This window comes from Ruegeria sp. CE12 (assembly GCF_056537525.1).
Window position 1 is genome coordinate 1 of sequence record NZ_JBQFRS010000003.1, and the last position, 12,468, is coordinate 12,468.

Annotated in this window: 11 protein-coding genes; 3 read left to right on the plus strand and 8 right to left on the minus strand. The window is 55.5% G+C overall.

Annotated elements, in window-relative coordinates; all coding sequences use genetic code 11:
* Positions 1-87: 87 nt before the first annotated feature.
* The 5 genes from ACR0IO_RS08715 to glyA all read right to left on the minus strand — a co-directional run bounded on the left by ACR0IO_RS08715 (position 88) and on the right by glyA (position 5,597).
* Positions 88-510: a universal stress protein gene (locus ACR0IO_RS08715; RefSeq protein WP_480740873.1), complete on the minus strand. Its 423-nt coding sequence runs from the start codon at positions 508-510 to the stop codon at positions 88-90.
* A gap of 82 nt (positions 511-592) precedes the next feature.
* On the minus strand, positions 593-1,966 hold the full coding sequence (locus ACR0IO_RS08720) for an alanine/glycine:cation symporter family protein (RefSeq protein WP_170331851.1): 1,374 nt from the start codon (positions 1,964-1,966) through the stop codon (positions 593-595).
* Between the two features lie 24 nt (positions 1,967-1,990).
* Complete coding sequence (lipA, locus tag ACR0IO_RS08725) at positions 1,991-2,935, minus strand: lipoyl synthase (RefSeq protein WP_480740874.1); 945 nt, start codon at positions 2,933-2,935, stop codon at positions 1,991-1,993.
* Positions 2,936-2,950: 15 nt separating this feature from the next.
* On the minus strand, positions 2,951-4,333 hold the full coding sequence (lpdA, locus tag ACR0IO_RS08730; protein ID WP_480740876.1) for a dihydrolipoyl dehydrogenase: 1,383 nt from the start codon (positions 4,331-4,333) through the stop codon (positions 2,951-2,953).
* Positions 4,334-4,343: 10 nt separating this feature from the next.
* Positions 4,344-5,597: a serine hydroxymethyltransferase gene (glyA, locus tag ACR0IO_RS08735; RefSeq protein ID WP_480740878.1), complete on the minus strand. Its 1,254-nt coding sequence runs from the start codon at positions 5,595-5,597 to the stop codon at positions 4,344-4,346.
* 149 nt (positions 5,598-5,746) lie between these two features.
* Here glyA and ACR0IO_RS08740 point away from each other — a divergent pair, with 149 nt between their 5' ends.
* Positions 5,747-6,349 carry a helix-turn-helix domain-containing protein gene (locus tag ACR0IO_RS08740; protein ID WP_480740880.1) on the plus strand — a complete coding sequence of 201 codons (603 nt, stop codon included), beginning with the start codon at positions 5,747-5,749 and terminating at the stop codon, positions 6,347-6,349.
* 300 nt (positions 6,350-6,649) lie between these two features.
* Positions 6,650-7,786, plus strand: coding sequence for a Hint domain-containing protein (locus tag ACR0IO_RS08745; protein ID WP_480740882.1), 1,137 nt, complete (start codon positions 6,650-6,652; stop codon positions 7,784-7,786).
* A 231-nt stretch (positions 7,787-8,017) separates the two neighbouring features.
* Here the strand turns inward: ACR0IO_RS08745 and ACR0IO_RS08750 are convergent, their stop codons facing one another.
* Positions 8,018-8,668, minus strand: a complete 651-nt coding sequence (locus tag ACR0IO_RS08750) for a pyridoxamine 5'-phosphate oxidase family protein (protein WP_480740885.1) — start codon at positions 8,666-8,668, stop codon at positions 8,018-8,020.
* A gap of 72 nt (positions 8,669-8,740) precedes the next feature.
* Between ACR0IO_RS08750 and pdxR the strand changes: the two genes are divergently transcribed.
* The gene (gene pdxR / locus ACR0IO_RS08755; RefSeq protein ID WP_480740886.1) at positions 8,741-10,159 is read left to right on the plus strand and encodes a MocR-like pyridoxine biosynthesis transcription factor PdxR; all 1,419 of its coding nucleotides are present in this window, start codon (positions 8,741-8,743) and stop codon (positions 10,157-10,159) included.
* Positions 10,160-10,252: 93 nt separating this feature from the next.
* Here the strand turns inward: pdxR and ACR0IO_RS08760 are convergent, their stop codons facing one another.
* A complete protein-coding gene (locus ACR0IO_RS08760; protein ID WP_480740887.1) occupies positions 10,253-11,761 on the minus strand; it encodes a TIGR01777 family oxidoreductase in 1,509 nt (502 codons plus the stop codon).
* Positions 11,754-12,413, minus strand: a complete 660-nt coding sequence (locus ACR0IO_RS08765; protein ID WP_480740889.1) for a DUF4166 domain-containing protein — start codon at positions 12,411-12,413, stop codon at positions 11,754-11,756. Before ACR0IO_RS08765 ends, ACR0IO_RS08760 begins: the two co-directional genes overlap by 8 nt.
* Positions 12,414-12,468 lie beyond the last annotated feature (55 nt).

Sequence of the window (12,468 nt, forward strand, 5' to 3'; positions counted from 1 at the left end):
GCAAAATCAACTATCTTACCACCCAACTCAACGTGCAAGTCATACAACGGCGTGCGGTTCAAACCAGGCATCTCATAAACCTCTCTTTTAGCGAGACTGGTCACGAACGACCATGACGGTGCAATGCGCGTTGCGCACGACACGGGCGAGGTTCGGACCAATCTCATAGTTCGGGAAATCGCCTTTGGTCGATGCCATGACGATCAGATCGAAGCCGTCCTTATGGGCGAGCTTCAGGATTTCGCGGTAAACACTGCCCTCTTCGACATGCACCGGTACGTCGGAGGCATTGTTCTGGTCCAGAATGGCCTGAACCGCCTGGCGCACATGATCTTTGGCGCCTGCGCCATAGTTGGCGGGCAGGTTTGGCAGCTGGATGATCTCGGGGATAACGGACACCACATGCAGCTCGGCGCCGTAAAACTTCGCTTGTTCCAATGCGACCGGCAGGGCTTGCTTCCAGGAACGGTCCTCGGTGTGGTCAATGGGCAAAAGAATCTTGTTGGCCATCACGTCTCTCCTCGAGAAATGGAATTCGGTTTCAGGAAGCCGGGGGGCCAGATCAGTCCCCCGGCAGTTTCAATTCCGTCGATTACTCGGCTGCGGTACCGCCCGGCTCTTCGGACTGTCCGTTGCTGGCAAAGAACTCTTTCGTCAGTTTGAAAACGACAGGGCTCAGCAGAACCAGAGCAATCAGGTTCGGAAGCGCCATCATCGCGTTCAGCGTATCCGCCAGCAGCCAGATAAAGCCCAGATCCGCGGTTGCGCCGAAATAGATCATGACGATCCACAGTACTCGGTACGGCATCAGGGATTTGACACCCAGCAGGAACTCAACACATTTCTCGCCGTAGAACGACCAGCCCAGGATAGTGGTGAAGGCAAAGATCGACAGAGCGATCGCGATCAGATAGCCACCGATACCCGGCAGGGACAGTTCGAACGCCGCCGAGGTCAGCGCTGCACCGGACTCACCCGATGTCCAGGCACCCGACGAGATGATCGCCAGGCCAGTGATCGAGCAGACGATGATGGTGTCGATGAACGTACCCAGCATCGCGATCAGGCCCTGGTTGACCGGACCTTTGGTCTCAGCCGCAGCGTGAGCGATCGGAGCAGAGCCCAGACCGGCTTCGTTCGAGAAGACACCGCGCGCCACACCAAAGCGGATTGCGGCCCACACAGCTGCGCCTGCAAAACCACCTTCGGCAGCGGATGGAGTGAATGCGTGAGTGAAGACCAGCGACAGCGCGTTGCCGATTTCGCCGATGTTGATCAGCAGCACCAGCAGACCTGCGATGATGTAAGCAACCGCCATGAACGGAACCAGCTTACCGGCAACCGCACCGATACGGGTGATGCCACCCAGGATGACGGCTGCGGTGAGAACCATAAGCACGACGCCAGTGACCGAAGTGTTCAGGCCAAAGTTTGATTCCAGAACCTGTGCCACACCGTTTGCCTGCACACCGTTGCCAATGCCGAAGGCCGCAATTGCGCCAAACAACGCGAACGCAACGCCCAACCAGGCCCATTTCGCACCCAGACCGTTCTTGATGTAATACATCGGGCCACCGACAAAGTTGCCCAGCTCATCCTGCTCGCGATACTTCACGGCACAGACGGCTTCGGCATATTTGGTGGCCATGCCCACCAGGGCGGTCATCCACATCCAGAACAAAGCGCCCGGACCGCCCAGGAAGACAGCAGTGGCCACACCGGCAATGTTACCCGTACCGATGGTCGCCGACAGCGAAGTCATCAGCGCATTGAATGGGCTGATTTGCCCTTCACCCTGACCTTCGCGGCCTTTGAACAGCAGGCTGAAGCCCGTGCCAATGCGCATGATCGGCATGAATTTCAGGCCGACCTGCAAGAAGAAGCCAGCGCCCAGGATAAGCACCAGCATTGGCACCCCCCATACGACGCCATTTATGGCCCCTACGATTGAATTTAACGCTTCCATGGTATCCCTCCCATTTGCGTTAGGTTATGCCCCGTTTGCGAGAGCCCGCTGACGGGCCTGCTTGAGAGCGGCAAAATCTTCGTCCGCATGGAACGACGAACGGGTCAGCGGGGTCGCCGACACGTGCAAGAAGCCCTTGGAACGTGCGATCTGTTCCAGTTGGGCAAACTCCTCCGGTGTCCAAAAACGATCAATCGGGTGATGCTTCGGGGTGGGCTGCAGGTACTGACCCACCGTCAGGAAATCGACATTGGCAGCACGCAGGTCATCCATGACCTGACGCACATCATTCAGGCTTTCGCCCAATCCGACCATCAGGCCGGATTTCGTGAAAATCTCAGGGTTGGCGCGTTTTGCGTCGTCCAGCAATCTTAGCGAGGTGTAGTATCGCGCACCGGGGCGAACGGTCGGATAGAGATGTGGGACGGTTTCCAGATTGTGATTGAACACATCCGGAGCAGCATCGAAAACCACACCCGCCGCATCGCCTTTGCCCAAGAAGTCAGGTGTCAGAACCTCAACCGTTGTGCCCGGGTTCTGATGACGCACGGCGCGGATCGTCTGCGCCATATGTTCTGCGCCGCCGTCGGCCAAATCATCGCGATCAACCGAAGTGATCACCACGTGACGCAAACCCAGTTTCTTAACAGCAGCCGCTACACGCCCCGGCTCGAATACATCCAATGCATCTGGCCGACCGGTTGCCACGTTGCAAAAAGAACAGCCCCGAGTGCAGACCTCGCCCATGATCATCATGGTGGCGTGGCGCTTGGACCAGCATTCCCCGATATTCGGACAGGCCGCCTCTTCGCAGACGGTTGCCAGATTGTGTTCGCGCATCAGGCGGCGGGTTTCGTAGTACTCAGGCCCTTCGACCTTTTTCTTTCTGATCCATTTCGGTTTGCGTGGGATGACACTGTCAGCCTTTTTGGCTTTTTCAGGGTGACGTGGACGAAGCTGAATGGTCATCTGGCTATCCTCAGTTCACGCGTGAATGGCGCGGCCCATGGCATCAAGGCAGGCTTCTTTGACCGCCTCACCCATCGCAGGATGCGCGTGGCAGGTTGCAGCAACCTCGGCGACAGTTGCACCTTTGGTCATGGTAAGGACCAGTTCGGCAATCAGGTCGCCGCCGTGGGCGCCACAGATATGGGCTCCCAGAATTTTGCCATCAGGGCCTGAAAGCACCTTAACGGCACCGTCTGTTTCTCCGGTCGAGCGCGCGCGGGAATTGGCCATGAAGGCGAATTTACCAACCGAATACTCCGCTCCCGCTTCCTTCAGAGCTTCTTCGGTCAAACCAACCGAAGCGACCTCGGGGTCGGTATAAACCACGCCCGGAACGGTGTTGTAATCGACATGGCCAGCCTCACCTGCCAGCATCTCAACACAAGCTACCCCATCTTCCTCGGCTTTGTGCGCCAGCATTGGGCCGGGCACGCAATCGCCGATGGCGTAGATACCGGGGATTGAGGTTTGGAATGTGCCATCAACCTCAATGAAACCACGCGGGTTCACAGATACGCCCAGATCTTCCAGCCCAAGCCCACGTGTTACCGGTCGGCGGCCGACTGCGATGAGAACCTTGTCGGCCTCGATCACTTCTTCCTTGTCCTTGCCAACACGATCCACCGTCAGCGACAAACCCTCATCGGTTTTATCGACCGACTTCAAAGCGCGACCCAACTGGAACTTCAGTCCACGCTTGGAAAGCGCGCGCTGCGCCAGCTTGGCGATCTCGCCATCGATACCCGGCAGGACACGGTCCAAATATTCGACAACGGTGACTTTCGCCCCCAGGCGCGCCCAGACCTGACCCAGTTCCAGACCGATCACGCCTGCCCCGATCACGACCAGATGTTCTGGCACATTTTCCAGCGCAATCGCACCGGTCGAGCTTAGGATGTCCTGTTCATCAATCTCGATCCCGTTTAGCGGAGTAGGCTCCGAGCCTGTGGCGATCAGAATGTTCTTGGCCTCGTAAACCTCATCGCCGATCTTGACCTGACCTGCCTTTGGAATGCTGGCCCAACCTTCGATCAGGTCGACACCATTCTTATTGAACAGAAATGCAATTCCCTTGGTCAGATCGCCCACGATCTTGTCCTTGCGCCCCATCATCGCGCCCAGATCGATGCTGGCCCCCTCAACCTCAATACCGTGAGAGGAGAGATGAGAAAGTTCGGCATATTTGGCCGAGGAGGTCAGCAACGCTTTGGAGGGAATACACCCCACATTCAGACATGTACCGCCGAGCGAACCGCGCCCTTCAACACAGGCCACTTTCATACCCAGTTGGGCCGCGCGGATCGCAGCGACATAACCGCCGGGACCGCCCCCGATAATGATGAGGTCGTAGGTATTCATTGGTCTTCTCTCAGTAGATCGGGTGGTTGGCACACAGGGCGTGGACTTTGGTACGGGTCTCTTTTTCAACCGCCTCGTCACCCTCGGGTGACTGTGCCAGAGCATCCAGCACGTCACCGATCAGATGACCGATCTGTTTGAATTCTTCGGGGCCAAACCCGCGGCTGCAGCCTGCCGCTGTTCCCAACCGGATACCGCTGGTGACGGTGGGCTTTTCCGGATCACCGGGTACGCTGTTCTTGTTGCACGTAAATCCGGCGCGTTCCAAAGCCGCTTCTGCGGCATTGCCTTTGACGCCAATCGGGCGCAGATCAACCAGCATCAGGTGATTGTCTGTACCACCGGATACGATGTCACATCCACGGGACATCATCACATTGGCCAATGCATCGGCACTGTCGATGACCCGTTGCATGTAGTCTTTGAACTCAGGCTGCAGAGCTTCTCCAAATGCAACCGCCTTGCCCGCGATCACATGCATCAGGGGCCCACCCTGAAGACCAGGAAAAACAGCTGAATCGATCTTTTTCGCCAGCGCCTCATCATTGGTCAGGATGATGCCACCGCGCGGTCCACGTAGGGTTTTGTGCGTGGTTGAGGTGACTACATGTGCATGACCGATCGGCGAGGGATGCAAACCTGTCGCGACCAAACCCGCAATATGAGCCATGTCCGCCAGCAACCATGCACCAACTTCGTCCGCAATTTCGCGGAAGCGGGCAAAGTCGATCTTGCGCGAATAGGCCGATGCCCCCGCAATGATCAGCTTGGGCTTTTCAGCGCGCGCAAGCTCGGCGACTTGTTCATAGTCAATCAGACCGGCTTCGGTCAGGCCATACTGGACCGGACGAAACCACTTACCGGATTGCGCTGGCTTCGCACCATGAGTCAGGTGCCCTCCTGCGTCCAGCGACATGCCAAGGATCGTGTCGCCCGGGCTGAGCAGCGCCAGCTTGACCGCGCCATTTGCCTGAGCACCAGAATGCGACTGGACATTGGCGAAGCTGCAACCAAACAGTTTCTTGAGCCGATCAATGGCTTCGGCCTCAACCTCATCTACGTATTCGCATCCGCCATAGTAACGGCGACCCGGATAGCCTTCGGCATATTTGTTCGTCAGAACCGAGCCCTGAGCATCAATGACAGCCTGCGAAACAATGTTCTCAGACGCAATCAATTCGATCTGTTCGGCCTGACGCGTGGCTTCCCGCGAGATCGATGCCGCGATGATCGGATCTGCCTCTGTAAGCGACGTTTTGAACATGGTGTCCTCCTCCAATACCGAATCCTCAGTACGAAATTTTGTTTCCTATAGTGGAAATGATTCCCTTAAGGCAACATATTTCTCCTATTTGTGAAGTTGTGTGCGCATGGGGAAATTAGTAAACTGCGATAAAGTGGAGGAATTTTCTGATGGGTGAAGGTGGCCGTAGCGAGGTTTCCGGGCACGAAGAACTGGATGACGGCGCCGCACTTGGCCGTTCGATCCGCGATGCACGGCGCGCGAAAGGTTGGACGCTGGAGGAAGCGGGGCGGGTAGCTGGTATCGGCCGGTCAACGCTCTCGAAGATCGAGAACAACCAGACACGCCCGAGCTTTGACATCGTGCGACGACTGACGCAGGCGTTGGATATGAACACGCCGCAGTTGTTTCTGCAGTCTGGCCAGACCGGCATTGCGGGGCGACGCGACTTCACACCCAAAGGACAAGGCGAAGTTCGCGAGACATCAACTTATCTGCATGAACTTTTGTGTTCGGAACTCACAAGCAAGCGAATGCTGCCCTACGTCGCGACTATTACGGCTCGTGATATCTCAGAATTCGAAACCTGGATCCGGCACGCCGGTGAAGAATTCATGTATGTACTGAGCGGTGAACTGACCTTTATCTCGGAACACTACCGTCCGCTGCCAATGAAGGCCGGGGATTCCTTGTACTACGATAGCGGTATGGGCCACGGCTGCATCTCGACAAGTGAAGAAGACGCGCAGGTTCTTTGGGTATCGCTAGAGTGACGATCGGCACACCAAACAGCTTGGACTGTCCATTTGCCAATACTGTCCATAGGGGCCTCCCAATGCCGCCCATCACGTCGACCTGTTAGCTACGGGCGATAAGCAGGATGCTACCGGAGCGACTGCACGCCAGGCATTGGTAGATGCGTAAATCAAAGCGTAACTAAAGTGCTACCATCGAAAATTTGCTGACAGAATGTACTTTCCCACTACCACGAAATGAGCCAATGTCCTGCTCGGCCAAACCCCCGTATGTGGTTGTTGTGCTAGTGGAAATTTTTGGGATTGTTCGAGAACGAAATGGTAAACTTCAGCATCGCAAACGGGAATTCCACGACGTTCGTCGACACCACCCCCGATGGTGGACTGGTTATCGATTTTGCCACCCTCGACAACAGCTTTAGCATTCAGGTCAACGGCGTAGACCTGTTTGTTGGCGGACCTCCCGGAGCGCCGAACGAACTTCAGTTTCAGACGCCAGGCACCGCAGGTCAGACGGTCCGGTTTGCTGACGGTGACAGGTATGAGGTCAATACACCTGCCGTCTGGCAGCTTGGGAATACAAACGGCAATCCCGTTGTCCGCCTCGAGATAAATCCCGACGGGACCATCGCACTGTACGGCGTGAAAGCGAACAATGGGCCGCTCGTGCCGTTGGAGTTATTCAATGGGTTGACGGTAAACACCGCTGCAATCGCAGCGGCCTGGAACGACAGCGGTTCAAATACCATTGTTTTGGACCAATCAGTGACCGGTCCGACAAACGCTGCCGGCGAGTTTGTGGACGTGCTTTGTTTTGCATCGGGGACACTGATCGAGACATTGCGCGGCCCGGTGCGGGTTGAGGACATGAAAGTTTCGGATGAGGTTTTGACCTATGATCATGGCTATAAGCCGATCAGATGGGTCGGGTCTCGTCACCTGAGTGATGCTGAACTTGACGCTCAGCCGCGACTTAAGCCGATTATGATCCGCGCTGACGCTTTGGGGGTGGGATATCCCAAACAAGACCTGATCATCTCGCCGCAACATCGCGTTCTTGTGTCTTCAACCGTCGCCATGCGCATGTTCGATCGAAAAGATGTCCTGATCCCGGCAAACAAGCTTCTTTCGCTTGAGGGCGTAGAGGTGGTGGAAGACATGCCGGGCGGCGTCACGTATTTCCACTTTCTGTTTGATACACATGAAATCGTCTGGTCCAACGGCACGCCAACGGAAAGCCTCTTTACCGGTCCCGAAGCTCTTAAATCGGTCTCGGAAGAGGCCCAGCAAGAGATCAAAGATCTGTTTCCAGACTGCTGTGACCCACAGTTCGAGGCCCTTTCCGCGCGTTATATACCCAAAAAGGGCAAGCTCATGCGTAAGCTAGTTGAGCGGCATCAGGCCAACCAAAAACCTCTTTTCAGCGGATCAGCGGCTGCGAGTTCCACTGCTTGATTTCGGTTCTTCCCGCCTACGACCTGATACCTCCTCGAAAGCTCTGCTTGGTGAGCTGCTCATTTTATGCGGTCCTCCAGATACAAGTTGCTTTGGAAGCAACGATTTGACCGCAAGCATCATGCGTCGCGCGTGAAACGGCATACGGCTTTGACTTGAACCACCGCATTATCTGACACATCCGCGTTCTCGAGCCCAAGTATCTGACGCTCGTGAAGCTTCCGAACATGTTCAGAGTTTGAAGTTCTGCACATGCTCGGGCATCGCCACCTCAGGCAAATTTCGATCATCTGGAATTGGTGTCCCTACTTCTGTTCGAACAGGGATGACACCCGCCCATATCGGCAATGCGTAGTCTGGTTCCTCGTCGCTTGGACCACCTGTGCGGATCTTGGCGCTACCTTCGCTGATTTGCATCCCAAGAACCGTGGTCGCCTTGAGATCCTGAGCATGGTCCGGGCGCAAATTTTCGTAACGACCCGGGAAAAGGCCATCGACAAAGCGCGCCAGTTTACGCAGTTTTTCTTCCGGATCCTCGACCTTTACAGCAGTTCCGAACAAGGTGACCGACCGCGAGTTCACTGAATGATGCATGCCGGATCGCGCCAAAACAAAGCCATCCAGAATAGCGACGCTGAGACAAACATCCGTATCCCGCGAATGGCGTAGCGCGCGACTGGCGGAAGATCCATGCCAATAGACATGATTGCCCTCACGCCATTGAAGCGTCGGTGTCACGACGGGTTTACCATCAATCACGTATCCTACTGTGCACATGGGTTGCGCATCAAGAATGGTGTTGATGGTTTCTCGGTCGAAATGCCCGCGCTGATGCGACCGGCGCAGACGTGACCGTTCGGTGATGGTGAGCATATCTGTCATATCGATAATCCACTGTAAGTCTTGCGACTCCCGGTTTGCAGCTATATTGGCAATCTGTGAATGGCCAATTCTGTGAAAAAATATCAGTCCAATTTAGACAGCGAACTCTTTGCGCTTTCGCTTGACCCGGATGAGAAAACAGCCCTGCAAATGCAATTGCTTGAGGGATTGCGCAGTATCATCGTGTCTTCACCGAAGTACGCAGGGGCACGGCTGCCCGCCAGCCGTATGCTTTCGGCAGAATTGTCAGTCTCGCGAACAACAGTTCAGGCGGCTTACGATCAACTGATCAGCGAGGGATATCTGATCACGCACCAGGGAAGTGGCACCTTTATTGCTGAGAATGTGAGCCACCTTGCTCCACCACGCCCCCGGGCCAAGATCAGCCAATACAAAGTTGACAGCTGGTTGCCATTTCAGACTGGCTTACCCGACACCTCGCTGATGCCACATGCCCTATGGGCGAGACACCTTGATCGTGCCTGGCGCAGACCAGATCCAGAGTTGCTGGCGCGCGCCGATCCCCTTGGCTGGTATCCCTTACGCGCGGCCATTTCTGATCACCTGGCCACATGGCGTAATCTGAACTGCAATCCAGAGCAAATCATCATCACCTCCGGCGCATGGGAGTCTCTTGAACTGATCTGCCGAACCCTGATCGGAGAGGGAAATACCGTAACCGTCGAAGACCCCTGTTGGCACAAGACCCGTGACGTGCTGAGCTTAACGGGGCTGAAAGAGCATTCTGCTCGCATAGATCACGACGGGCTCAATCCGGCCAAAATCTCGCACAATTCTGCAGCAGTGATCGTCACACCTTCCAGGCATTACCCAACAGGTAGAAGTCTTCCGATGCCACGCCGCATCTCATTATTGGATTGGGCCGACCGGGTCGGAGGATTGATCATTGAAGACGACTATGACAGCGAATTTCGTTACCAGGGATATCCATTGCCATCCCTATCCGGTCTCGATGGACTGCAACACACTCTGTATCTAGGGAGTTTTTCAAAGCTCATCAGTACTGCTCTACGGATCGGATACATGGTTGTGCCGAAACGCCTTGTAGACAAAGCGCGCGCCTATCTTGAGCAGGTTGGACCTCGCGCTTCGCTTATCCCGCAACCTGCGTTGGCCACGTTCATGCAGAGCGGCGACTTTGCCATTCATCTGCGGCGAATGCGCCGTATCTATGCACAGCGCCAATCCCACTTGATTTCGGAACTCAGGGCAGTCGATGATCTGCTCGAAGTTCATCCGGATGTCGCCGGCATGCATTTGTGCTTACCGCTGAAGCCCGGTTTAGCCGCCAGAACCACCGATCAGGACATCAGCCGCTTGGCTCGCCAGCAGGGACTATCGGTGGGTGCGCTGTCCGCTCATTGCGTCTTACCCACAAAGCAACAGGCGCTGTTGCTGGGATACGCGGCATTCGACAATGAGGTTCTGACCAAAGCGGCCAGCAAGTTATGTCACGTTTTGCGCAGTTAACTCGGCCGCTCGAAAGCCGATGTTCATCGGCAACAAACTGTTTTCAAGAGCCGCCGGGTTCTGTTTCAATCAACGGCGGCTCCGGGCAACTCGTCAGTCGGTCACTGATCGGCCATTACTTGGTGCTTTTTGCCTCCGCCTTTCAGACTGATCGTGTTTCCGACCGGTCATAGCAAACAACGCAGGCGTTAGTCGCGGATGCACAAAGGCGAAACCATGCTGCTGCAGTCGCATGGGCACTACGCGCTGTCCGCTCAACATGGTCTCGCGCCCCATTTCACCAAGCCCACACGAGATAAGCCATCCAGGGAACCTCAGCAGGGCTGGCCGTTGTAGAGCCCGGGAAAGCGACTGTGTGAAATCAACGTTCCGGACTGGTTCCGGCGCCGTCGCATTGATGACGCCATCAATATCCTGTCGCGCAAGCGAGAACGCGATCACACGGATCATGTCATCAAGCGCAATCCAGGGCATCCACTGCTGACCGGTTCCAAGAACACCACCGCCGCAGAACTCGAATGGTGTCAGAAGTCGAGCCAGCATTCCGCCATCGACACCCAAAACCAACCCGATGCGCAAAACAACTACACGCACCCCGCTCTGCGCGATCTTGTCAGCTGCTTGTTCCCAAGCCTGACACACATCGTGCACGAAGGCCGGTTCGGCTCCGGATGTTTCAGTCAGCGTTTCGTCACCCCGCAATCCATACCAACCGATTGCAGAACCGTTGATCAGGCACTCGGGTTTTTGCTGAAGACGCTGAATTAGGATGCGCAACCCTTCTGTGGCAGCAACCCGGGATTCAACTATGCGAGCGCGCTTTTTGGCGGTCCAAAACCAGTTTGCAACAGGCTCTCCGGCAAGGTTGACGATCGCATCAAACCGTTCCGTGTCGTGGATCTGGTCGAGGCTGGTGATTATTCGCACAGGGTGGGATAGCGTAGCAGCTGTTTCGATATTCCGAGTAAGCACAGTCACATAATGCCCACCAGCAACAAGTGCCTGCACCAATCGCCGTCCGATAAAACCCGTCCCCCCGGTGATCAACACACGCTGCCTGGGGGGCATATCTGTCACCAGACCAGCCGGATCGCCGCGATCCAAATGATCACAGCGCACAGCAGCAACAAGATCACGAGCGCTGAACAAACCAACACCAATTGCCGAGAGAGACGCCATGACGCTCCACCATCCATAGCTGACCGGGACAAGTGCTGTGGGCAAGAAAGCCCAGGACCAAAGATAAGGAGCTGCCAACGCCAGAATAGCTCCGTAGTTCAGCGCCAGAAGCGTATGATTGATGCGTTCGCTACCGGGCAGTCTGCGCGTCAGATCTTCTTCGACAAAATCCCAAAGCGTGATGAAAACTTCCAATACCAGGATCGCAGATAGCACGATGGTGAAGACCCCGTGCGGCTCAAACCAGCCGAAACACAGAAATATGACGGCGTAAAACAGGTTGCGAACGCCATGTAGGCGAAGTTCGGTTTTTTGCGAAGCACGCCAGGCAAGGCGTTCCGTTCCTTCGTGATGAACAAGTGTGTCGAAAGCACCCATAAATACCTGAATTGAAATGAGTGTCCAAAGGATTGGGTTATCCATAACGTACCTCCTGTATGTCGTGAAAGACCGCATCCTGCTGAATCAAATTGCCAAGAAAGCGGCTCTGCAATTTCAGGGAAAAAAGAAAGCGCGATTGCCCCAGATCGATATGCGCGATGGTCAGCGCTCCTGGTTGCAGCCAAGCCGGCAACCTGAGTTTTCTACGGCCCAACTGCAGAAAAAAGTGGTCACTTTTGAAATAGATGCCCGCACGATCGGCACTTACACGCAGAGCCATTCCGATCCCTGCACCGATATACTCTTCAATGCCGGTAGGGCCCGCGAAGCGCTTTGAACTGCGGATAACCTGCGGAAAGCCTGCAGCCCGACCATACTGGCGCACCCAGAATTGACCTTTACCTAGGCAATCCTCGGTTACGGTTACTACCGCGGGTTGGTTCAGGCAGGACGTATCGTAAGGCAATGGCCCCCCGAGCAGCCGGGTAATTTGGGCTATCAGGCGACCCACCATGTTCATGCGCATGGCAGCTACTTTGCCCTGATAAACAACACTTGCCCCATTTCGCAGGCGATAGCCAAACCGCTTTCGAACCTCATCGGGAAGCGCGCGCCAAGCGCTCTTGCCAACAAGATCTCTGAACCGGTTGTCCCTAAGAATTTGATGGTGAGGCGAAAAGTTAATCTGCTTCATTCTACTTCCTACTGTTTAGTCTGTTATTTCTGCATAAAGAGAAATCATGTTCCAA